Source organism: Terrirhizobium terrae, assembly GCF_030323265.1.
In the GTDB taxonomy this organism is placed as follows: domain Bacteria; phylum Pseudomonadota; class Alphaproteobacteria; order Rhizobiales; family Rhizobiaceae; genus Neorhizobium.
In genome coordinates, this window is sequence record NZ_CP104992.1 from 4,027,181 (window position 1) to 4,048,896 (window position 21,716).

Consider the following 21,716-nt stretch of genomic DNA (forward strand, 5'->3'; position numbering starts at 1 on the left):
CCGGCGCGTGGAGGCGCCGGCCTTTGGAGGAGGAAAACATGAAAATCACCAAAGCTCTCGGGCTGGCACTCGCTCTCACGCTCGCAGCGACGACTGCCATCCCTGCGGCCTACGCCCAGGAAATCACTCTTCGCTCGGCCGACATCCATCCGGACGGCTATCCGACCGTGGACGCGGTCAAATATATGGGCGACCTCGTCAAGGAACGCACCAACGGCCGCATCGCCATCCAGGTGATGAACAACTCGGTTCTCGGCGGCGAGAAGGACACGATCGAGCAGACCCGCTTCGGCGTCATCGACATGAACCGCGTCAATGCCGCGCCGTTCAACAACCTGATCCCGGAAACGGTCGTTCTCGGCCTGCCCTTCCTGTTCCGCTCGACCGAGCACATGCACAAGGTCGTCGACGGCCCGATCGGCGACAAGATCCTCGCCGCCTTCGAGCCCCACGGCCTGATCGGCTTGGCCTATTACGATTCCGGCGCGCGCTCCTTCTACACGACCAAGAAGCCGGTCGAGAAGCTTGCCGACCTCAAGGGCATGAAGATCCGCGTCCAGCAGTCCGACCTCTGGATTGCCATGATGCAGGCTTTCGGCGCCAACCCGACGCCGATGCCGATGGGCGAAGTTTATTCCTCGCTTGAAACGGGCGTCGTCGACGGTGCGGAAAACAACTGGCCGTCCTACGAATCCGCCCGTCACTACGAAGTGGCGAAGAACTACACGCTGACCCAGCATTCGATGAACCCGGAAATCCTCGTCATGTCCAAGGTCTCCTGGGACAAGCTGACCCCGGACGACCAGAAGATCATCCGCCAGGCGGCCAAGGACTCGGTCGTCAAGATGCGCGAACTCTGGGCAGCCCGCGAAAAGACTTCTGAAGAGAAGGTTCGCGCCGGTGGCGTCAAGGTGATCGAGGTCGACAAGGAAGAGTTCTCGGCCGCGATGAAGCCGGTCTACGACAAGTTCGTCACCGACGCGTCGATGAAGGCGCTGCTGGAAGAAATCCAGGCGGTGAAGTGATCGCATGAAGCATAGCCGGCCGCCTTCGGGTGGCCGGACCAATTCGGTGAGCGTCCTGCCCTTTCCGTCATGCTCGGGCTTGTCCCGAGCATCTGCCCAGCGTGCCTTCCATTGGACGGCGCAGATCCTCGGGACAAGCCCGAGGATGACGTCGGCGAGAGCTGCGACCCGCCAGAGGACTGACCGGCATTGCCGAAGAGGCACTGGGGTCGAGGAGGACAGGACAATGCGAAAATTCATGCTGGCCATCAGGCCTATTCTGGGCGGGATCAGCCGCCTGTCACTGTGGATCGCCGGCATCGGCATGATCGCCATGACGCTGATCGTCGGCTGGCAGGTCTTCAGCCGCTATGTCCTCAACGACAGCCCGAGCTGGTCGGAGCCGCTGTCGCTCTACCTCATGTCCTGGTTCATCATGCTGGGTGCAGCCGTCGGCGTGCGCGAAAGCGTCCATCTGGGCCTGGACATCGTCCGCTATGTCATGCCGCCGGGCGTGCAGAAGGCGATGGATCTCTTGAGCCTCGGCCTGATCATCCTCTTCGGCATAGGCATGGCCTATTATTCCAGCCTGCTCGCGGCCGGCACCTGGTCGGCGCGCATCCCCGTCCTCGGCTGGCCGGGCGGCACGGATTTCTTCCCGATGATCGTCGGTGGCGCGATGATCGCAATCTTCTCACTCGAACGTTTCATCGACGTCGCGATCGGCGAGGAAGTCGCCGCCGACGTGCTTGTCCAGGAGGCCGCATAATGGCCTATACCATCCTTTTCGGTGCCTTCACCTTCCTGATGATCATCGGCATGCCGATCGCGTTCTGCCTCGGCATCGCGTCCTTTGCCACCGTGCTCTATCTCGGCCTGCCGCCGATCGTCGTCTTCCAGCAGCTGAATTCCGGCATGAACGTCTTTGCCATGATGGCGATCCCGTTCTTCATCTTCGCCGGCGACCTGATGGTGCGCGGCGGCATCGCCACGCGGCTGATCCGTTTCGCCGCCGGTCTCGTCGGCCACATGCGCGGCGGCCTCGGCCAGGTCAATGTCGTCGCCTCGACCCTGTTCGGCGGCATTTCCGGTTCCGCGGTTGCTGACGCATCCGCGGTCGGCGGCCTGATGATCCCGCAGATGGCGAAGCGCGGCTACGACCGTGACTATGCGGTCAACGTCACCGCCAATGCGGCCATCATCGCGCTGATGATCCCGCCGTCGCACAACATGATCCTCTACTCGATCGCAGCCGGCGGCAATGTCTCGGTCGCCGACCTGTTCACCGCCGGCATCATCCCCGGCATCCTGCTCGCCGGCGCACTCATGTTCACCGCTTGGTGGGTCGCCGTGAAGCGTGGCTATCCGGCCGATGCCTTCCCGGGCTTCTCTCGTGTCGGCTATTACTTCCTGGCCTCGCTGCCCGGCATCCTGCTCATCGCCATCATCTTCGGCGGCGTCCGCTCCGGCGTCTTCACCGCAACGGAAAGCTCCTGCATCGCCGTTCTCTACGCCTTCCTCGTCGCCATGCTCGTCTATCGCGAGCTGAACTGGGAAGGCTTTGTCGAGGCCGTCATGGGTGCGGTGCGGACCACAGCCATGGTGCTGCTCGTCATCGGCACCGCCGCCTCCTTCGGCTGGCTGATGGCGTTCCTGCAGGTCCAGACACTGATCATCGCGGCGATCAGCGCGATCTCCGACAACCCGATCATCGTGCTCCTGATGATCAACATCATCCTGCTCGTCCTCGGCACCTTCATGGACATGGCGCCGATGGTCATCATCGCAACGCCGATCCTGCTTCCGGTCGTCAAGGCCTTCGGCATCGATCCGGTGCATTTCGGCGTGGTGATGATCCTCAATGCCGGCATCGGCTTGAACACGCCACCGGTCGGCACCGTGCTCTTCGTCAGTTGCGCGGTGGGCGGGATATCGATCCGCGAGGCGATGCGCACGATCTGGCCGTTCTTCGGCGCGAGCGTCCTCGTGCTGCTGCTTGTGACCTACATCCCTTCGCTGTCCCTCTGGCTGCCTGGCGTGTTCAGGTAGCAGCACACGAAAATTCAGACCAGCCAACCAGATCCCGCTTCGGCGGGATCTGTCTTTTCGGGCCTCTCCCTACCTGATATTTGGTGGTTCACGCCGTCTGGTCGGCGGGCTATGGTCGCCGGATTGCATCGCTTTTGTCAGACGGATTTTGCCATGACCGATACCGTGACCAGCCGCTTTCTCCGCTATGTCGTCCTCGATACCCAGTCCGACGCATCCTCTCCGACCCAGCCCTCGACGGCAAAGCAGCTCGACCTCGGCAGAGCTGCTGGTGGAGGAACTGAAGGAGATCGGCATCACCGATGCGGAACTGGACGAGCACGGCTATGTCTACGCGACGATCCCGTCGAACACCGGCAAAAACAACGTTCCGGTCATCTGCTTCTGCGCTCATATGGACACGGCACCGGACTTTTCCGGCACCGGCGTCAAGCCGCAGGTGATCCGCAACTATCAGGGCGGTGCGATCACGCTTCCCGGCGAGCCGAGCCGGGTCATCCGTCCGGAAGAACATCCGGAACTGAAGAAACAGATCGGCAACGACATCATCACCTCGGACGGCACGACGCTGCTCGGCGCCGACGACAAGGCAGGCCTCGCCGAGATCATGACGGCCGCCGAATTCCTCATCAACAATCCCGACATCAAGCACGGCGCGATCCGCATCCTCTTCACGCCCGACGAGGAAATCGCCCGCGGCGTGGAAAAAGTCGACCTGCAGAAACTCGGCGCCGATTTCGGCTATACACTGGATGGCGAGACGGCCGGCACGATCGAGGACGAGACCTTTTCCGCCGACAGCGCTGATATCGTTATCAAGGGCGTCGCCATCCATCCGGGCTTCGCCTTCGGCAAGATGGAGAACGCCATCCGCATCGCCGGCAATATCGTCGCGAAACTTCCGAAAGACATGGCGCCGGAGACCACCAAGGGCCGCGACGGTTTCATCCACCCGACCTCGGTGACCGGCACAATGGAGGGCGCGAAGATCAGCCTGATCCTGCGCGACTTCACCACTGACGGATTGAAGGCCAAGGCGAAGCTGCTGGAAGGGATCATTGCCGAGGTGATGGCGGACTACCCGGGTTCGTCGCATACGCTGAAGATCATCGAACAGTATCGCAACATGAAGGAAGTGCTGGATCGACATCCGCAGATCGTCGAGAACGCCATCGAGGCGATCAGCCGCGCGGGTATGACGCCGGTGCGCGGCAGCATTCGCGGCGGCACGGACGGTTCGCGCCTCTCCTTTATGGGCCTTCCCTGCCCCAACATCTTCGCTGGTGGGCACGCCTTCCACTCGCCGCTCGAATGGGTCAGCAGCCAGGACATGGACCGAGCCGTGAAGACGATCGTGGAACTGGCGAAACTCTGGGAAGAGCGCGCCTGAGCCATCGAGATGCCCGGCAGCCGGCGGCTAATGCATCGTCAGGCTGCCGAGGTCCTCGACCAGTGACTTTCGGGCACGATTGACCCGGCTCTTCACGGTGCCGACCTCACAGCGGCAGATGCGCGCCGTCTCGTCATAGCTTGTGCCGAACGAGATCAGGATCAGCGCCTGCCGCACATGGCGGGGCAGTTTCTCCAGCGCGCTTTCCATCTCATTACGGCGAACGACCCATTCCTGCGCCGGCGGCACGCTGAGCATCGATGCAAGCGCATCGTCGATACCCACCTGCTCCCGCTGACGCACCCGGTAGGCAGTGCAGAACGTGTTACGCATGATGGTGAAGAGCCAGGATTTGAGCGCTGTTCCGGTCTTGAATTGGCTCGACGCACCAAGCGCCTTCAGAAGCGTATCCTGCACGAGATCCTCGGCGTCTCCACCGGGTCCGACGAGCCGCCGGGCGAAACGGTTAAGCGCTGGCAATTGAGCTTCCACGTCGGGGCGAACGCCGTCTGTGGCTGCTTTCGCAAGTCTTTGATCGTCCATTGATGCGATCCTCCCTGCGCCGGAAACGGGCGATCGGCGGGAGCGTTGCCGTACGGAAACGTACGAAACAGCGGAAATTTCAATCAATTCGGGAACGGATCAGCGACTTGTCGGTAGGGTAAGGGCAGTTCGACAAACAGCCCATGGAAGGACCATGCCCCGATATTTTTTCCATATCCAGTCCGCCGGTCATCGCTACGATGACAAGGAAGGAAGCGAATTTCAGAACAACGAGGCGGCTCTCAGCGAAGCCGCAATCGCTGCTCGTGAACTGAGCGCCGATCGCCTGAAGCGCGGTCTTGCAACCGATGAAGGGCTCTTTGAGGTGGAGGACGCCAGCGGCAGCCTTGTCGGCACCGTGCCATTCCCGCGGACTTCGGGTTAGGCAACCAGAACCTTAGCTGAACGGCCCGATCAGCCGGAAATATTCGCGCTCGCACTCGCCATAGGCATCGCTGGCAAACTCCTCAAGCGCCGGCCTATCGCGGACGATGATCATACCGCGCTCGGAATAGATGAGCTTGCGCCCTTCCAGCACGTGGAGAGCGGTCGTGACACTCGGTCGGCGTACGGCAAGCATGATCGACAGGAACTCGTGGGTGAGGCTGATTTCGTCGCCATCGGTGCGGTCGTGGCACATCAGGATCCAGCGTGCCAGACGCTCATCGATATGGTGGACGGCGTTGGACAGTGATGTATAGGCGCCCTGTACGGATAGTGCCTGGACATAGCGGCCGAGCAATGCCTTCGCCTCTGCATCCTCATCCAGCATCTGCTTCAGGATCGACGCACGAATGCGATAACCGTCGCCCTGAACCTGCATGAAGATGGAATAAGGGTCGGTACCGGCATCGAGCACGACGGCCGCAGGTGTCATCCCATCACGGCCGAAAATGCCGATCTCGGCATGCTGGCCTTGCGGCGAGCGGGCGACGATGGACGCAATGCCGGTTTCCGGGAAATAGGCATAATCGGCTTCCTCATGAGGTTCCGACAGCTCGAAACCGCGCGGCAGCTCAAGAAGTTCCAGATGCTGCGCGATCGCATCAAAACTTTCCGCCGACATCAATCGAAGCAGATTATTCCGAACAGCCGCTTGCCGAATTTCACCCATCACCCATCCCTGAAAAGCAGAACACGGCCTATTCGGCTTTCCTCTGGAAGAGTCTCCGCTCGTTTGAACAAATCCATCTATGACCAGAAAATTCGTGAGACAACCCGGCGACGGGGCTCGGTACGGTATCAGACAAAGGCACACACGCCCGCGTAATCCCGCTATCTTATCAGCATCTTGTATCGTCAGAGATCTCGATTTGTCCGATAAGCTCATACTGCTGCTCGAAGATCAGCCGCTCATCTCGCTGGATGTAGAGGATAGCCTCGCGGAGAACGGGTTTCGAAATATCGTCACCCTTCGTACCCAGAAGGAGGCCATGGCGTGGCTTGGTGAATTTTCACCGGACTTCGTGCTTCTCGATCTTTATCTGGACGACGGCGACAGCAGACCTGTGCTGGAGCATCTGCACAAGACGCAAACGCCTTTCTTGATCTATACCGGCAGCGAAAAGCCGCCGGAATGGGACGGGTCCCTCTTTGCCGCCGGGGACTGGCTGAGCAAGCCGGGCGATCCAGCGATTCTCGCGGGAAAGATCCGCACCCGGCTTGCTCTCGATTAGAGATCCCTAGGCCGATTTCTTGGCCTGAGGCTCCGTGCCTTCACCGAACAGTCTGTTAAATTCGCGCTCCGCTCCGCCATAGGAATCCGCCGCAAACTCTTCCAGCGCCTTTCGGTCCCGCACGACGACCGTGCCACGGTGCGAGTAAATCAGGTGTTTGCCTTCAAGCACATGCAGCGACACGGTAACGCTCGGTCGGCGCACCGACAGCATGATCGCCAGGAACTCGTGCGTTAAATCGATCTCGTCGCCGTCGACGCGGTCGTGGCACATCAGGATCCAGCGCGCCAGTCGCTCGTCGACGGAATGGATCGCATTCGACAAAGCCGTGAACGAAGACTGGCTCATCGCGACATGGCCCCATTGTGTCAGCAGGCGCCTGATGCCTGGCGACTTTTCGATCAGTTTCCACATGCGCTTGATCGGCACACGGACACCTTCGCCAGGCACTTGCATGACGACGAAATATGGTGTGTCGGCTGCACCGAGGGCGACAGATGCGGGCGAAACGCCCTCTCGCCCCAGAAGGCCGATCTCGCTGCGCTTGCCGGAGGGCGACACGACGACGGTCGACACGACCCCGGAAAACGGGAAATAGCAATATTCGAACGGCTCTCCAGGCGCAGAAAGCACGAAGCCCTGCGGAAGCTCGATCTGCTCCAGAGCCGGTTCCAGCAACGCATAATCTTCTGGAGCAAGGAGAGCCAGCAACTTGTTCCGATTCTTCACCGTAATCCTCCATCTTGAGTTGCGTCACCCGGCACGTCATGGGCCGGGACAGAGCTATGCAAACGACCGTAACTGAGGCTGAGTTCCATCCACTTGAACTTCGCCGCGTCAGCCCCCACCTCCTGTATGCCGGTTGCCTGATAGGGATCGGCAGGAACAGACAGCTGCTCTTCTGACCATGTTGCTTGATGAGGATATGGTACGGCGAGGTCACCCGAAACCTGTAGCGCTCGCGCATTGCGTGCGCCGTCATACTACTATGCTTTGAGCACTCTCAGTGCGGCCGCTGAATTGCCGGAAAAGCCTACCCGACGGGCCGAACCCCGACTGGAAAAGGCGATGAGACCCGGCGTCGAGTATCGCGTCTGGAGGTTATGATGAGACAGGATCCGTACGAAATTTTAGGCGTGAAGCGGGATGCCTCGCAGAAGGACATCCAGAGCGCTTTCCGCAAACTCGCCAAGAAGCACCACCCCGACCTCAACCCCGGTGACAAGAAGGCCGAGGATCTCTTCAAGGAGATTTCCGCAGCCAACGAAATCCTCGGTGACGAGGAGAAGCGCGGCCGTTTCGACCGTGGCGAAATCGACATCAACGGCACCGAGCGTGCGCCCTATCACCAACGGGAATATGCCGGCGCCGGCATGGGCGAAGAGGTGTATTTTGACGAGGCCGACTTCGCCAGGCACTTCGGTGGTGGCCAGCAATTCGGCGCCGATCAGTTCGGCGGCTTCGAGGATATCTTCGCGAGCTTCATGTCGCGCCGCGGCGGCGGGGCTTCACAGTTCCATTCCCAGGCGGCATCCCAAGCAACGTCGAAGGGTGCCGATGTGCATTACAGGATGGAGATCGACTTCCTCGACGCCATAAACGGCACGACCACCAGCGTTTCGCTGGCGCCGGGTGCCGGGTTGGACGTAAAGATCCCCGCCGGCACCAAGGACGGTCAGATCCTGCGCCTGCGCGGCAAGGGCGGCAAAGCGCCGGGCAACGTACCGGATGGCGACGCGCTGATCGAGGTCCACGTCAGGCCGCATTCATTCTTCGTCCGCGACGGCGACAACATCCGCGTCGAGGTGCCGATCACGATCCGCGAGGCCGTGCTCGGCGGCAAGGTGAAGGTTCCGACGCCGACGGGATATGTAAACCTGACTCTGAAGTCCCATACCGATACCGGTACGGTGCTGCGTGTGAAGGGCAAGGGCGTGGCGAAAGCCGGTGGGACGCATGGCGACCTGCTGGTCACGACCAGGATCGTGCTACCGGAAAGGCCGGATCTCGATCTCACCGCCTTCCTGGAAGCCTCTCCGGAAACGGCCGGCGGCGATCCGCGCAAGCATCTGGCCCTGTAACCCGGCCATCGGGAAATCTCCGAAATATCACAAGTTCAGAAACTGGTGACACTCCGGCGATAGATTAGCGATGACTTGAAATATACGGCCGGGGCGCCATCTTGCCCTGGCCCATGATTTGCGTTGAAATGGTGAAATGTCCGAAGCTGAATTTCTGAACGACTGCCCGAATATCCTCCTTCTGGAAGACGACCTGCTCCTCGCCATGGATATGGAGGATCACCTCCTGAAGACCGGTCACAAGATCGTCGGGCCATTTGGACGCATAGCCGACGCCATGGACGCAATTCCCCGTAACGATCTGGCAGGCGCGATTGTCGACCTCAATCTTCATGGCGAACTGTCTTTCCCCGTCATCGAAATGCTGCAGCAGCATTCGGTGCCGGTCATCGTATGCAGCGGTTACGCCGAAATTCCCGAGATAAAGGGACAGCTTGAAGGCATGGCCATGCTCTCCAAGCCGTGGAATGCCCAAAAGCTCGACCGGCTGATGCGCGAGACGTTCGGCGTTAAAAACAGCGCCTGAAACACGCCGCTGTATTCGCTCGCGATCAGATCGAGCCGAATAGTTTCTGGGTCACGAAGTAACCTACGACCGCCGAAAACGAAGTGAGAACCGTGCCCCAAGCCATGTCTACGGCGCTGACGGCGGGCGACCAGTTCTTCAGCGTCGCCAGGTTGGTCATGTCGTAAGTCCCGTAGGCAATGAAACCGAGGATGGCGCCGGCGATCGCCGCTGTCGTCCAGTTGCCGGAGACCAATGCCGGCTGCACCGCGAAATAGACGATCCCCGCGACATAGAAGAGGTAAAAGACGCCGGCGGCGACGAAATTTGGCTGGTTGAGCAGCATGTCGCCCAGCCTGCTTTTGTAAAACCCGGTCGCAACAGTTCCGAGCCATAGGAAGTCCAACCCTAGGAAGGCGACGGTCGTAGCGACATAGGCGATTACATAGGTCATCGGCTCCTCCTGCGGGCGGGTTTGGAGAACTAGATTTTCAATATCGGTTGGACGAGGCGGACGATCCAGCTCGAGAATTTCAGCGGCGCCTCGGTGACGGCAAGGCAGATGCAGTCCTCTCCCGGCGTTGCGGTGGGCGTATGCAGGAGGTCACCGTCGGCTTCCTCGATATCACCGCGGGCGAAAAGATCGTCCCCGTCGTGAAAACTTCCTGCCAGAACAAGCGTCAGCTCACGCCCCACATGGGTATGCTCCGGCACCGGCTTGCCGGCCGGGATGCGCAGCAGACGCACCTGTGTATCCTTGTCCTCTGTGTCGATCAGGATCTGATAGGCGCCGCGCCCAAGTGCGCGCCACTTCAGCTCCGCCAGATCACCGCCGACATAGGAGCGAAGCGGCTCCGGAAGCACGGCGGTCGGCCGCTCCTGCACCGGGCTGGCCTTGATTTCCTCGGCCTTGAGGTCGATCGATCGCTGTTTGAAGCGTAACCACGCTTCGTCCTGGTCTCCGCTCTGCTCGGCCTTCTCCAGAAGCGCGCCCGCAGCCCCTCGATGGCTGCGAGCCGACGCCGACATTGAGGGCAAAGCGACAGGTGGCTCGCGACAGCGAGGCTCCAGCCTTCCGAAAGGCTGCCGGATGCGTACTCGATCAGGAAATCGTCGCTGAGGTGATGCTTGATGGTCATAGCTGGCCGTCCAGTGCTGATCGCAGCTTTGCAAAGGCCAGGCGTATGCGTGACTTCACCGTTCCCAGAGGCACACCGAGATCGCGTGCAATCGCCGAATGCGACGCCTCCTCAAAAAAGCGCGGCGTAACACATCGACCTGCTCCTCGGGCAGGGTCGCCATCGCGCCGCGCAGCAACTGTGCCTCCTGCATCTGCTGGAAATCCTGGTCGGCACCGGCGACGTCGTCGGGTACGAAGGCCGGATCGTTGACATCGAACGCCGGACGGCGGCGGCGGAACGCGTCGATCCTTATGTTTCGGGCGATCGTGTAGATCCAGGCCGATACATTGCCGCGCGCCGGATCGAACTGACTGGCCTTGTTCCACACGGCGGCCATGGTTTCCTGCATCAGCTCCTCGGCAGCCTGTCTGTCCCTGGTCTTTGCCGCCATGAAAGTGCGGATACGCGGAGCATAGAAGCGGAATATTGCTTCGAATGCGTCGATATTCCTTTCCCGGCCCACGACTGCGAGCAGCCGAACCATCTCCTCCTGGGAGAGGTCGCCCGGCGCCAAGCCGTCGGTGGTTTTATTATTCATCCTGAACCCATGCGCTGCCCGTCTGGAAAACCTTGCGGCAACCATGGGTCTGTTGTGGCACGTCTCTACCGAGATAGGAATGGTCAGGTTCATGGCAAGCATTACGGCGGGCCTGAAAGAACGGATCATGCGGCATTGAAAAAATTTCTGACCTTCAGCGAAGATCCGTTTCCTGCCCTATCTCGTATTGGACTTCAGATGACGACGATACTGGGCGAGAGGATGCCGGAATGAGAACGTTGACGCGTGACGCGAGACAGGATCAGGCGAGGGTCGCAGTCATCGGCTCCGGCATAGCCGGCCTGTCGGCGGCATGGCTTCTGTCGAAGAGCCGCGACGTGACGCTCTACGAAAACTCCCCCGGCTCGGCGGCCACGCCCATACCGTGAATGTCGAAATGAACGGCCGAAGCATCGCCGTCGATACCGGCTTCATCGTATATAATGACGTGAACTATCCCAATCTGGTTGCGATGTTCGAGCACCTGAACGTGCCGACGATCGCCTCGGACATGTCCTTCGCGGCATCGATGGACAATGGCGATTTCGAATATAGCGGTACCGGCCTCGCCGGCCTGCTCGGCCAGAAACGAAACGTCCTGCGCCCACGCTTCTGGACCATGCTGAAGGACGTCTTCCGTTTCTACAAGCACGCTCCGACCCTGCTCGGCCGGCCGGAGTTCGAGGACGTGACGCTCGGCGGCTATCTCGATCAGGCGGGCTATTCCGAGCCCTTCATCAACGATCACCTGATGCCCATGGGCGCCGCGATCTGGTCCACGACGGCGCGGGACATGCACGACTATCCGCTGCAGGCCTTCCTGCGCTTCTTCGTCAATCACGGACTGCTGCTGCTCTCGGGCCGTCCGCAATGGCGCACGGTCGATGGCGGCAGCCGGGAATATGTGGCGCGTCTTGCCGCCGATTTTTCCGGAGCGATCAGGCTCGACACGCCGGTTGCCTCGATCCGCCGCGCCGCAAACGGCGTCGTCGTCACCGATGCAACTGGCCAGTCGGACCTTTTCGATGATGTGGTGATTGCGGCCCATGCCGATGAGGCGCTTGCCATGCTGTCCGATGCGGACGAACAGGAGCGACAGCTGCTCGGCGCATTCGGCTATACGGAAAACCAGGCCGTATTGCATAGCGATGTGGCGCTGATGCCCAAACGCAAGCAGATCTGGTCGAGCTGGAATTATCTCGGCGGCGGCAAGTCCGGTGAGCAGCCTCTCTGCGTCACCTACTGGATGAACCGCCTGCAGAAGCTCGACACGCCCTCCCCGCTTTTCGTCACCCTGAACCCCAACCGCGAACCCGATCCTGCAAAGGTCCACGGCATCTATAACTACACCCATCCCCGTTTCGATAGCGCCGCACTGAAGGCACAGAAGGAGCTGTGGGACCTGCAGGGCAGAAACCACACATGGTTCTGCGGCGCCTATTTCGGCAGCGGCTTCCATGAGGACGGCCTACAATCGGGGCTCGCCGTCGCTGAGGCACTGGGCAGTCTGCGCCGCCCGTGGAATGTCGAGAACAGAATCCGGCCGGATCCCGATAACTCCTTTCCGGGAAGCGGCCGAATGACGGCAAGCGCTTCCCCCTCACCTCAAGCATCTACGCCGGCGACGTCGTCCATACCCGGTTGCGCCCGAAACAGCACAGCCTGCGCTACAGCGTCTTCTCGCTTCTGCTCGACCTCGACGAACTCTCGGCGCTGGACAAGGGGCTTCGCCTGTTCTCCGTCAATCGCCGCGGCCTGTTCAGCTTCTGGGAAAAAGATCACGGTGAGGGATCGGAAAACGGCCTGCGGATTTGGGTCGACAGCCAGCTGGAAAGCGCCGGGATCGGCACCGACGGCCTGCGGATCAGGGTCCTCTGCTACCCGCGCATCTTCGGTTACGTCTTCAATCCGCTGACGGTCTATTTCTGCTACGGCGCGGACGATGCGCTTCGCGCCGTGATCTACGAAGTCTGTAACACTTTCCACGAGCGGCGTGCCTATATCATCCGGGCCGGCAGCGATCATGACGGCGACATCAGCCATTCCTGCGACAAGGAACTCTACGTTTCGCCATTCGTGCCGATGGACTGCCGATACGATTTCACCGTCCGGGTGCCGGCCGACAGGGTGCGGATCGCGATCAAGGAATCCGATCACGACGGCATGCTGCTCTACGCCATGTTCCAGGGCAGCCAGCAGCCCCTCACCGATCGCGGCTTGGCGCGCGCCTTCCTCCGATATCCGTTGATGACGCTGAAGGTGACGGCTGCGATCCACTGGGAGGCCCTTCACCTCTGGCTGAAGCGCGTTCCCATCCACCGCCACACGAAAGCCGCCCATCCCCGCGCCACAACGATCGTTGCCAATCCCCACGGTACGGAGACCCCCTGATGTCGGATATCGACAACAACATGCAGATGCCCCTGCCGTCCTTTTCGCTCTCCGAGCGGATCGTCTGCCGCTGGGCGCAGAAGCTCGCTTACGGCCAGCTGACGCTGCGGTTTCCGAGTGGACGTGAGATCCGCGTAGCTGGCGAGCAAAGCGGCCCGACGGCATCGATCCAGTTCAGGTCGATGCGCCCCTTGCGCCGGCTGATGAGCGGCGGCAGCCTCGGCTTCGCCACGTCCTATCTCGAAGGTGAATGGGAAACACCCGATCTCGGCGATGTCATGGATCTCGCCATTGCCAACGAAGCGCGCTGGGCGGGGATCATGGCGGCGAGCCTGATCGCAGCAATCGTCGCCCGGCTACGCCACCGGCTGAACCGCAATTCCAAGGCCGGCAGCCGCCGCAACATCGCCTTCCATTACGATCTCGGCAATGAGTTCTATCGGCTGTGGCTCGACGAAACGATGACCTATTCCTCTGCTCTGTTCAAAGATCCGCGCCAAAACCTCGCCGACGCGCAGACCGCCAAATACCGCCGCATCATCGACGAGCTGAAAATCTCCAAGGATGATCATGTGCTGGAGATCGGCTGCGGCTGGGGCGGTTTTGCAGAGGAAGCGATCCGCGCCACCGGTTGCCGCGTGACATGTCTCACCCTGTCGAAGGAACAGGCCGCTTTCGCCAAGGACCGACTGGAGCGCGCCGGCCTCGCGGACCATGCCGATATCCGCCTGGAGGATTATCGCGACTGCGAGGGCACGTTCAGCAAGATCGTCTCGATCGAGATGTTCGAAGCCGTCGGCGAGGAAAACTGGCCGACCTATTTCGACCGCGTGAAATCTCTGCTCGCGCCGCAAGGCCAGGCGATGATCCAGGTGATCTCGATCGCCGAGGAACGCTTCGCCCATTATCGCAAGCATGCCGACTTCATCCAGGCCTACATCTTCCCGGGCGGCATGCTGCCGAGCATATCGGCCTTCGAGCGATCCGCGACCTCGGCCAGCCTTTCGGTCGAGGACCGCTTCTGCTTCGGCCGTGACTACGAACGCACGCTGCTTCTGTGGGACAAGGCTTTCCGTGCCAACTGGCAGAGGATCGCGCCGCATGGCTTCGACGAGCGCTTCTCGCGCATGTGGCACTATTACCTGCAATATTGCGCCGCCGGCTTCCGTACCGGTCGCCTCGACGTCGTCCACTTCCGGCTGGCCAAGTAGCGCGACTAGTCTTCGCGCAGCATCCGGCGGGTGATCGGCAGGCTCAGCGCATAGGGCAATGCCCGCAGGAGCTTCATCGCGATCGCCATCTGCCACGGAAAGACGATCTCGAACCTGCTGCTCTCGAGCCCGGAAACGATGGCGTCGGCCGCCTTCTCCTGGCTGATCAGGAAGGGCATCGGAAAATCGTTCTTCTTTGTCAGCGGCGTATCGACGAAGCCTGGGCTGATGAGCTGCAGCTTCACCCCTTCCCGCTCGAGCTGCGGCCGCAGCGCTTCACAGAGATTGATCAGCGCAGCCTTGGTCGCCCCATAGAAGCCGCCGCCCGGCAGGCCGATATAACCGGCCACCGAGGCGATGACCGCGATCTGACCCGACCCGCGCCGCATCATAGGCTCGATGATCGCCTGCAGGCTGTTGCCCGTGCCCGTGACGTTGAGATTGACCATCTCGGCAAGCACGGAGGCGTCGAATGTCCTGGCACTTTCCCGCTTGTAGCTGCCGGCCGAAAACAGCGCGAGATCGATCGGCCCGAGCGCCTGCTCGATCGACCGGACCGTCTCGGTGACGGCTTTTCCGTCCGTGACGTCGAGTGGATAGGCATGGATGGAGCCCGGCCGTTCTGTAGCCAGCGCAGTGAGCTTGTCAGCCGAGCGGGCACTTGCCGCTACCTGCCAGCCACCATCGGCGAGCTTCAATGCGACCGCGCGACCTATGCCTGAACTCGCCCCGGTCACCCAGGCGATTTTCCGTTCGGCTGTTCCGTTGTTCATGAAGCTCTCCATCCTGCTATCCCTGATTACGCAGGATGGAGGCAATCGGATCTTCGCTCCCGGAAAACCTATGTCACTTGACGGGGACGGCATCCTTCGGTTCGCGCGAAATAAAGCGTCGTGCGATGAGCCAGCATCCCGCCGCCCAGACGGCACCGGCGCACCATCCGCCCAGAACGTCGGTCGGATAATGGACACCGAGATAGATGCGCGACAGGCCGATGATGAGCGTCAGGAAAATGCCCGTCGCCATCAGGAAGATCCGTGTCGAGCGATATTGTTCGGCGCGCGACAAGATCGCGGCAAGCGTCAGATAGGTGACGGCCGACAGCATCGCATGGCCGCTCGGAAAGCTGAGATCACTGACATCCACCAGATGCGGCACGATATCCGGCCGCGGCCGCCCGACACCCAGCTTCAGCGCGTTGCTGATCAGCCATCCGCCCAGCACGGAGAAGAACATGAAAGCCGCGATCGCCCGTTGGCGCGAAAGCAGCAGATAGAGGGTCGCCAGAATGGTCATCAGCGACAGCACCGTCACACCGCCGAGCGCCGTGATGTCGTCCACCGCATGGGTCACCCAATAGGGTGCGACTGGAATGGCAAGATCGGTCGCCTGCCGCAGGCTGAGAAGTATCTTTTCGTCGAATGCATGGGTTTCGCCTTCGAGCACTTCACCCGTCAGCATCAGGAAGGCGAGTATGCCACCGGCGATCGCAGCGAAGGTAATGAGGCCGATGGGCTCGAATGTCACGAACCGGTCGATGATCCCCTGACGGACGCGCTGATGGAATGGCATGCTCTCTCACGTGATTGATGACGATGGGGAGTAGATAGGAAGAAGGCGCGGTCTCACAAGAATTGTACAAGCCTCAAATCACCGTTGGGATGAAGATTTTCGCCAACTTCGCAGTTGCAGCAAGTCTATTGGAACCTTAGCCGGCGATCCGGCGTTTCATCGCGTCCCCAGCAAATCTTGAGAGGCATGTCGTGGCTCAAGCTCAGCGCGCCCATTCTGATCAATCCGAAAGCACAGAGGCCAAGGAACACAACCCCGAAGAGGTTGGTGCTCAGGCCGACACTAAAGACGACCAGAAGAAGCCGTCGATATTCAAGCGTCATCCTCTCTGGATCGCATTGATCGTCGCGCTGCTGATCGCGCTCGGCGTCGCTGCCTATTTTATCTGGCTGATCTTCTTCCACCCTTATGAGACGACGGACGACGCTTTCATCGACGCTCGCAGCTTCTCGGTGGCGGCCAAGGTTTCCGGCTACCTCGCCGATGTTCCGGCTACCGACAACCAGCATTTCGACGCGGGCGCCGTGATCGCGAAGATCGAACCGCGCGACTATCAGATCGCGCTCGACCAGGCGAATGCGCAGGTCGAGATCGGCCCGGGCCGCGATCACCAATGCCGAGGCTCAGATCGAGGTTGCCGGGGCATCCGTCGAAGAGGCAAAGGCACAGCAGCAGTCCTCAGAGGCAGCCCTTCAATTCGCCAAGGACGAAGCGGCCCGGCAGCGGGAACTGGTTCAGGGCGGCGCCGGCAGCCTGCAGACATCGCAGCAGGCGGAATCCAATCTGAGGCAGGCGCAGGCGAGCTACACCCAGTCCGGCGCCAGCATTACGTCGGCGATGAAGAACCAGAGTGCCGCCGAAGCCCAGAAGGCGAGTGCAGAGGCGAGCCTCAAGGAAGCCGAAGCTCAGCGGGAAACCGCCGTTCAGAACCTCAATTACACGACGATCACCACAGCCCAGCCGGGCCGTGTCGTTCGGCTTTCCGGCGCCAAGGGCCAGTTTATTCAGGCTGGGCAGGCAGTTGCCATGTTCGTGCCCGACGACATCTGGGTCACGGCCAATTTCAAGGAAACGCAGCTGGCTGACATGCGCCCCGGCCAGCCGGTCGATCTCGTCATCGACGCATACCCGGACCATCAATTGCACGGCAAGATCGCCTCGGTTCAGCCAGGCTCCGGCACCGCCTTCTCGCTTTTGCCCGCCCAGAACGCCACCGGCAATTACGTGAAGGTGACCCAGCGCGTACCGGTGAAGATCGAGGTCGATGAATGGCCGAAGGACGTGTCGATCGGCCCCGGCATGTCGGTCGTCCCGACTGTGACCGTGCGCCCGAGGAACTGACATGGCGGTCGCAGAGGCAAGCAGTGGAGGCGGGGCCCGTTCGGGCGCCCGCCGGGCCACCAATCCATGGCTGGTGGCCATCGTCGTCGCGGTCGCCGTCTTCATGGAAGTGCTCGACACCACCATCGCCAACGTGGCACTGCGCTACATTTCCGGCGGCCTGGCCATCAGTTCCGACGAAGCCTCCTGGGTGGTGACGACCTATCTCGTCTCCAATGCCATTGCACTGATCGCCTCCAGCTTCATCGCCCAGAGATATGGCCGCAAGCGCTTCTATCTCCTCTGCCTCGCCGTCTTCACCATCTCGTCCGTGCTCTGCGGCCTTGCCTGGGATCTGCCCTCGCTGCTCGTCTTCCGCATGATCCAGGGCTTTGCCGGCGGCGGCATGGTGCCCGTATCCCAGTCGATCCTCACCGATGCCTTTCCGCCGCAGAAGCGCGGTCAGGCCTTCGCCATCTTCGGCGTCGCGGTCGTCGTTGCCCCCGTCATCGGCCCGACACTGGGCGGCTGGCTGTCCGACAATCTCTCCTGGCACTGGTGCTTTCTCATCAACGGCCCGGTCGGCATCTTCGCCTTCGCGCTCGTCTACTTCCTCGTGCAGGAACCCGAGGACGCAGAGAAGAAGCGCGAAGAGATGCGCAGGAACGGGGTACGCTTCGACGTCATCGGCTTCGGGCTCGTCGCGATCTTTCTCGGCGCTCTGGAACTCGTTCTGGATCGAGGACAGACCGAAGACTGGTTCGATCTCGACCTTCATCATCGTCACCACGACAATTTGCGTCGTGGCTCTGATCGCCTCCATCCCCTGGCTTCTGACGAAGAAAAACCCGGCCGTCGACCTGCGCCTCATGGCAACCCGCCAGTTCGCCTCCTGCATGATCGTCATGCTGGCCACCGGCGCGATCCTCATCGCCACGACCCAGTTCGTGCCTCAGGTATTGCAGGAGAACTACGGCTATACCGCCACCTGGGCGGGCCTTGCTTTGTCCCCCGGCGGTCTCGTCACAATGTTCATGATGTTCATGGTCGGCCAGCTGACCTCGATCTTCCAGCCGAAATATCTGATCGCCATCGGCGCCGGCATCATCGCGCTTGCCATGTATGACATGACGCGCCTGAACCCGGATCTCAACTTCGGCTTCTTTGTCACCTCGCGCCTCTATCTCGGCCTCGGCTTGCCGCTGATCTTCATCCCGATCACCGCAGCTTCCTACTATGGCCTGCGCCCCGACCAGACCGACCAGGCCTCCGCGCTGATCAATGCGGCCCGGAACACCGGGGGCTCGATCGGCGTCTCAATCGCCTCCAACGTGCTTGCCCATCGCGAGCAATGGCACCAGAGCATGCTGGTGGAACATGTCGTTCCGTCGGATCCGAGCTACGTCCAGACGCTGAACAGCGTGCAGCAGTTCTTCGCCGAACGCGGCGCAAATGCCGTCGATGCTCAAAACCAGGCCATGGCCTATATCGGCGAGCAGGTTCAGGAACAGGCGAGCTATCTCGCCTATATCGACGTCTTCCACGTTCTGGCGATCATGGCCGCCTGCGCTATCCCCCTTGCGCTGATCCTGAGAAAGGTCGATCTGAAGGCAGGCGGCGGCCCGGCCCACTGAGTGCTCCCGCGGCCTTCGAGCAGTGATCGCCCACCGATGGATAAGGATCAGCAGATGCCCCAGACCGTTCTTTCAGTCGCAACCCGCGGCCAGGGCCTCTACGAATTCACCGACGAGGTTGCGGCCTTCGTCCGTAGCCAGTCGGCCGGCGAAGGCCTGCTCACCGTCTTCGTGCGGCACACCTCCTGCTCGCTGCTGATCCAGGAGAATGCCGATCCCGATGTGCAGCGCGACCTCAAAACCTTCTTCAACCGGCTCGTCCCCCTTCAAGCCATCCGGACATGAGCTGGGTCATCCATACCGACGAAGGGCCGGACGATATGCCCGCTCATATCAAGGCCGCGCTGACGGCGGTCTCGATCGGCATTCCCGTGATCGGCGGCCGGCTGGCGCTCGGCACCTGGCAGGGCATCTATCTCTTCGAGCACCGTGACCGCCCTCACCGGCGCGAGATCGTGCTGCATCTCTCGACGTAACAGATATGCCGACCTCCCTGTGATGAACTCCCGCTGAACGCGCCTTTTGGCACGCGTTCAGGTGGCGGCAGTTAGCTTTCGATCATCGCCGGATGTGGCGACGAGAAAAAGCCTGTAGCAACGGAGGATCATCCCATGACCAATCGCATTGCAAGGATCGGCGCCAGGCTCGGGCTGGCTGCCATCATCGCCCTGACCGGCCTTTCCGCCACGATCGGTACGGCCTCGGCGGCCGAGCCGCGTTTCGGCATCTATGTCCAGCACCATGACCGCGACCGCGGTTGGGACCGCCGCCACCACGGCCGCCCGGGCTGCTCGCCATGGCGGGCCGAGGACAAGGCGTCCCGCATGGGCCTGCGCCGGGCACGCGTGGTCGACGTCTCGCGCCGCGCGGTTGTCGTCGTCGGCCGCGACAGGCACGGTCGCGACCGCATCGTCTTCGCCAACGAACGCGGCTGCCCGGTCATCCGTCGTTAGAGCGTTAATTGAACACCGCTAAAGGAAAGAGCCCGGCCACCTGCGTGGCCGGGCTCTTTCTCTTAACTCCGGGAGGACAATTACTGCTGCAGCGAGAAGGTCACGTTGACCGTGACGCTATAGGTGTTTTCGCCCGTTGCCAGCGGCACCGAATCGCCCGCTTCCTTCGCCATCGCCATGCGCACCATCGGCTGCGCCATCGGGCGTACCGAATTCTCGCTCATCTCGATGATCCGGCCGAGCTTGACATTGGCGGCTTCCGTCAGCGTCTTCGCCTTGGCGAGCGCTTCGGCCACGGCCTTCTTGCGTGCTTCGGTCAGCGCCGCTTCAGGATTGTCGTTGGAAAAGCTGATCTGGCCGCCCTTGTTGACGCCGAGCTTGACCGACTGGTCGAGCAGCACCCCGAGCTTCGGCAGGTCGCGCACCCGTACGGTCAGGGCATTGCTGACCTGATAGCCGACGATCTCGCCGGTTTCCGTCTGGCCGTCCTTGTTTTCGGTGCGGTTATAGCGCGGAAAGATCTGGAACTGGCTGGTCTGGATGTCCCGTTCCTCGACGCCCTGTTCGCGCAGCGCGCCGACGACATTGCGCATGGCAGCACTATTGGCGGTCAGAGCCGCCTCGGCCGTCTCGGCTTCGCGCAGCACGGTGAGCGACAGGATGGCGATATCCGGCTTCACGGCCACCTCGCCCTCGCCGGAAACGTTGATCTGCGGCTCACGGGCCTGCGCGTCCTGGGCAAGAGCAGCATTCGAACTCACGCCGAGGAGAACGGAGGGCGCGAGCAATGCGGCGCAGGCAAAACGGGAGATGGAGTTCATGGTGTTTCCTTGCTGTAATATTTCGCCCTGCCGCGCGTCGCCCTTCCTTCATCGAGGCGGAGGGGCGGCAAACGGCCTGCTTTTCCGAGTCTTGACGACACGCAGACCTCTTACCTGACGGTGCATTGTGAAGCTATTGCGGCAACGGCTTGTGAGCGATGACAAATTGCGTTAGAGCGGGCTCAAGATGGAGTGAACCATTGCACCCATCGCTGCCATTGGCAGGGGCCTGTAGCTCAATGGTTAGAGCCGGCGGCTCATAACCGCTTGGTTGGGGGTTCGAGTCCCTCCGGGCCCACCAACATTTTTCAGCACTTCCGCGCAAATCCTAATGTGACTTGAGAGGCAGCGGTATTCATTTCCGCTTGTCTTTGCCATCGGGAGCATGAGGTCCATCGATCTCTCTGTCGCCGAGCTTTGAGAGTGAGTATGTCGTGTCGGAGCCTCGCCAGGGGAACCAAAACGGCCTAAGAAGCTCCAAAATAATGTACTGGAACTAGCTTATGAACACGCCTTGGAAGAAACCGGTTGTCGTCCTTATTGGGGAGCCGCCGGAAGAAGCTGTGATTGAAACGACGCAGGGCGCCGCCTGGGCCATGATCGAGGACTGGCCTGTCGAAGATGGTACTTTGCTTGACCGGGCGCTGGCAATCTGTGCCGCGGTTGATGCCGGCAAGCGCAAACCGGAGGACGCGCGACAGGCTTTTGTCGAGGCCGCAAAGGAAGCCGGTGTGTTGATCCGCTCGTGAATGGGTGGCGGCATGATCTTGCGATAGTCCTCGTCCGTCTATCTCAACGCATACACCCGGTGACACGCCTCGCTGACTTTGGAATTCTGGCAAACAGC

22 protein-coding genes, 1 tRNA gene and 5 pseudogenes are annotated in these 21,716 nt (G+C 61.2%); 17 read left to right on the plus strand and 11 right to left on the minus strand.

The window, feature by feature from the left end; translation table 11 throughout:
- The first annotated feature begins 38 nt into the window (after window positions 1-38).
- The 4 genes and pseudogenes from N7E02_RS27880 to pepT all read left to right on the plus strand — a co-directional run bounded on the left by N7E02_RS27880 (window position 39) and on the right by pepT (window position 4,443).
- Window positions 39-1,025 carry a TRAP transporter substrate-binding protein gene (locus N7E02_RS27880; protein ID WP_286581089.1) on the plus strand — a complete coding sequence of 329 codons (987 nt, stop codon included), beginning with the start codon at window positions 39-41 and terminating at the stop codon, window positions 1,023-1,025.
- 226 nt (window positions 1,026-1,251) lie between these two features.
- Window positions 1,252-1,773 (plus strand): TRAP transporter small permease, encoded by a 522-nt coding sequence (locus N7E02_RS27885; RefSeq protein ID WP_286581090.1) that lies wholly within the window; start codon window positions 1,252-1,254, stop codon window positions 1,771-1,773.
- Complete coding sequence (locus N7E02_RS27890) at window positions 1,773-3,053, plus strand: TRAP transporter large permease (protein WP_286581092.1); 1,281 nt, start codon at window positions 1,773-1,775, stop codon at window positions 3,051-3,053. The genes N7E02_RS27885 and N7E02_RS27890 overlap by 1 nt, the downstream gene beginning before the upstream one ends.
- Window positions 3,054-3,206: 153 nt before the next feature.
- A pseudogene (gene pepT, locus N7E02_RS27895) lies at window positions 3,207-4,443 on the plus strand (peptidase T).
- A 27-nt stretch (window positions 4,444-4,470) separates the two neighbouring features.
- Here pepT and N7E02_RS27900 read toward each other — a convergent pair.
- Window positions 4,471-4,986 carry a sigma-70 family RNA polymerase sigma factor gene (locus N7E02_RS27900; RefSeq protein WP_286581093.1) on the minus strand — a complete coding sequence of 172 codons (516 nt, stop codon included), beginning with the start codon at window positions 4,984-4,986 and terminating at the stop codon, window positions 4,471-4,473.
- A gap of 154 nt (window positions 4,987-5,140) precedes the next feature.
- Here N7E02_RS27900 and N7E02_RS27905 point away from each other — a divergent pair, with 154 nt between their 5' ends.
- Window positions 5,141-5,371: a DUF6894 family protein gene (locus tag N7E02_RS27905; RefSeq protein ID WP_286581094.1), complete on the plus strand. Its 231-nt coding sequence runs from the start codon at window positions 5,141-5,143 to the stop codon at window positions 5,369-5,371.
- 12 nt (window positions 5,372-5,383) lie between these two features.
- On the opposite strand, the gene N7E02_RS27910 is transcribed toward N7E02_RS27905, so the two are convergent.
- A complete protein-coding gene (locus N7E02_RS27910) occupies window positions 5,384-6,052 on the minus strand; it encodes a Crp/Fnr family transcriptional regulator (protein ID WP_286581095.1) in 669 nt (222 codons plus the stop codon).
- Window positions 6,053-6,299: 247 nt separating this feature from the next.
- Between N7E02_RS27910 and N7E02_RS27915 the strand changes: the two genes are divergently transcribed.
- Window positions 6,300-6,662: a response regulator gene (locus N7E02_RS27915; RefSeq protein WP_286581096.1), complete on the plus strand. Its 363-nt coding sequence runs from the start codon at window positions 6,300-6,302 to the stop codon at window positions 6,660-6,662.
- A 6-nt stretch (window positions 6,663-6,668) separates the two neighbouring features.
- On the opposite strand, the gene N7E02_RS27920 is transcribed toward N7E02_RS27915, so the two are convergent.
- Window positions 6,669-7,391 (minus strand): Crp/Fnr family transcriptional regulator, encoded by a 723-nt coding sequence (locus N7E02_RS27920; RefSeq protein ID WP_286581097.1) that lies wholly within the window; start codon window positions 7,389-7,391, stop codon window positions 6,669-6,671.
- Between the two features lie 377 nt (window positions 7,392-7,768).
- Here N7E02_RS27920 and N7E02_RS27925 point away from each other — a divergent pair, with 377 nt between their 5' ends.
- Window positions 7,769-8,743 (plus strand): DnaJ C-terminal domain-containing protein, encoded by a 975-nt coding sequence (locus N7E02_RS27925; RefSeq protein ID WP_286581098.1) that lies wholly within the window; start codon window positions 7,769-7,771, stop codon window positions 8,741-8,743.
- A gap of 136 nt (window positions 8,744-8,879) precedes the next feature.
- Window positions 8,880-9,269 carry a response regulator gene (locus N7E02_RS27930; protein WP_286581099.1) on the plus strand — a complete coding sequence of 130 codons (390 nt, stop codon included), beginning with the start codon at window positions 8,880-8,882 and terminating at the stop codon, window positions 9,267-9,269.
- A 25-nt stretch (window positions 9,270-9,294) separates the two neighbouring features.
- Here the strand turns inward: N7E02_RS27930 and N7E02_RS27935 are convergent, their stop codons facing one another.
- The 4 genes and pseudogenes from N7E02_RS27935 to N7E02_RS27945 all read right to left on the minus strand — a co-directional run bounded on the left by N7E02_RS27935 (window position 9,295) and on the right by N7E02_RS27945 (window position 11,096).
- Window positions 9,295-9,702 carry a DUF2177 family protein gene (locus tag N7E02_RS27935; protein WP_286581100.1) on the minus strand — a complete coding sequence of 136 codons (408 nt, stop codon included), beginning with the start codon at window positions 9,700-9,702 and terminating at the stop codon, window positions 9,295-9,297.
- Window positions 9,703-9,731: 29 nt separating this feature from the next.
- Window positions 9,732-10,387: pseudogene (locus N7E02_RS27940) on the minus strand (ChrR family anti-sigma-E factor).
- Window positions 10,384-10,479 carry a hypothetical protein gene (locus N7E02_RS29965; RefSeq protein WP_353622932.1) on the minus strand — a complete coding sequence of 32 codons (96 nt, stop codon included), beginning with the start codon at window positions 10,477-10,479 and terminating at the stop codon, window positions 10,384-10,386. The pseudogene N7E02_RS27940 and the gene N7E02_RS29965 overlap by 4 nt, the downstream one beginning before the upstream one ends.
- Window positions 10,443-11,096 carry an RNA polymerase sigma factor gene (locus tag N7E02_RS27945; protein WP_510185318.1) on the minus strand — a complete coding sequence of 218 codons (654 nt, stop codon included), beginning with the start codon at window positions 11,094-11,096 and terminating at the stop codon, window positions 10,443-10,445. The genes N7E02_RS29965 and N7E02_RS27945 overlap by 37 nt, the downstream gene beginning before the upstream one ends.
- 101 nt (window positions 11,097-11,197) lie before the next feature.
- Here N7E02_RS27945 and N7E02_RS27950 point away from each other — a divergent pair.
- The 3 genes and pseudogenes from N7E02_RS27950 to N7E02_RS27960 all read left to right on the plus strand — a co-directional run bounded on the left by N7E02_RS27950 (window position 11,198) and on the right by N7E02_RS27960 (window position 14,569).
- Window positions 11,198-12,550: pseudogene (locus N7E02_RS27950) on the plus strand (NAD(P)/FAD-dependent oxidoreductase).
- A gap of 58 nt (window positions 12,551-12,608) precedes the next feature.
- Window positions 12,609-13,358, plus strand: coding sequence for a DUF1365 domain-containing protein (locus N7E02_RS27955; RefSeq protein WP_353622860.1), 750 nt, complete (start codon window positions 12,609-12,611; stop codon window positions 13,356-13,358).
- Complete coding sequence (locus N7E02_RS27960) at window positions 13,358-14,569, plus strand: SAM-dependent methyltransferase (protein WP_286581101.1); 1,212 nt, start codon at window positions 13,358-13,360, stop codon at window positions 14,567-14,569. Before N7E02_RS27955 ends, N7E02_RS27960 begins: the two co-directional genes overlap by 1 nt.
- A 5-nt stretch (window positions 14,570-14,574) precedes the next feature.
- On the opposite strand, the gene N7E02_RS27965 is transcribed toward N7E02_RS27960, so the two are convergent.
- From N7E02_RS27965 to N7E02_RS30260, 3 genes are all read right to left on the minus strand, one after another.
- Window positions 14,575-15,342: an SDR family NAD(P)-dependent oxidoreductase gene (locus N7E02_RS27965; RefSeq protein ID WP_286581102.1), complete on the minus strand. Its 768-nt coding sequence runs from the start codon at window positions 15,340-15,342 to the stop codon at window positions 14,575-14,577.
- 73 nt (window positions 15,343-15,415) lie between these two features.
- Window positions 15,416-16,141, minus strand: a complete 726-nt coding sequence (locus N7E02_RS27970) for a phosphatase PAP2 family protein (protein ID WP_286581103.1) — start codon at window positions 16,139-16,141, stop codon at window positions 15,416-15,418.
- Window positions 16,142-16,266: 125 nt separating this feature from the next.
- On the minus strand, window positions 16,267-16,755 hold the full coding sequence (locus tag N7E02_RS30260; protein ID WP_445344464.1) for a hypothetical protein: 489 nt from the start codon (window positions 16,753-16,755) through the stop codon (window positions 16,267-16,269).
- On the opposite strand from N7E02_RS30260, the gene N7E02_RS27980 reads away from it, so the two are divergent.
- The 4 genes and pseudogenes from N7E02_RS27980 (at window position 16,718) to N7E02_RS27995 (ending at window position 20,048) form a co-directional block, all read left to right on the plus strand.
- Window positions 16,718-17,482: an HlyD family secretion protein gene (locus tag N7E02_RS27980; protein ID WP_286581104.1), complete on the plus strand. Its 765-nt coding sequence runs from the start codon at window positions 16,718-16,720 to the stop codon at window positions 17,480-17,482. The genes N7E02_RS30260 and N7E02_RS27980 overlap by 38 nt on opposite strands.
- Before the next feature lies 1 nt (window position 17,483).
- Window positions 17,484-19,095: pseudogene (locus tag N7E02_RS27985) on the plus strand (DHA2 family efflux MFS transporter permease subunit).
- A 54-nt stretch (window positions 19,096-19,149) separates the two neighbouring features.
- Window positions 19,150-19,571: pseudogene (locus N7E02_RS27990) on the plus strand (secondary thiamine-phosphate synthase enzyme YjbQ).
- Window positions 19,572-19,706: 135 nt separating this feature from the next.
- The gene (locus tag N7E02_RS27995) at window positions 19,707-20,048 is read left to right on the plus strand and encodes a hypothetical protein (protein WP_286581105.1); all 342 of its coding nucleotides are present in this window, start codon (window positions 19,707-19,709) and stop codon (window positions 20,046-20,048) included.
- 80 nt (window positions 20,049-20,128) lie between these two features.
- Here the strand turns inward: N7E02_RS27995 and N7E02_RS28000 are convergent, their stop codons facing one another.
- Complete coding sequence (locus N7E02_RS28000) at window positions 20,129-20,869, minus strand: SIMPL domain-containing protein (RefSeq protein WP_286581107.1); 741 nt, start codon at window positions 20,867-20,869, stop codon at window positions 20,129-20,131.
- Window positions 20,870-21,094: 225 nt separating this feature from the next.
- On the opposite strand from N7E02_RS28000, the gene N7E02_RS28005 reads away from it, so the two are divergent.
- Together N7E02_RS28005 and N7E02_RS28010 are read left to right on the plus strand one after the other, a co-directional pair.
- Window positions 21,095-21,170, plus strand: a tRNA-Ile gene (locus tag N7E02_RS28005).
- A gap of 262 nt (window positions 21,171-21,432) precedes the next feature.
- A complete protein-coding gene (locus N7E02_RS28010) occupies window positions 21,433-21,618 on the plus strand; it encodes a DUF982 domain-containing protein (protein ID WP_374730671.1) in 186 nt (61 codons plus the stop codon).
- Window positions 21,619-21,716: the final 98 nt, after the last annotated feature.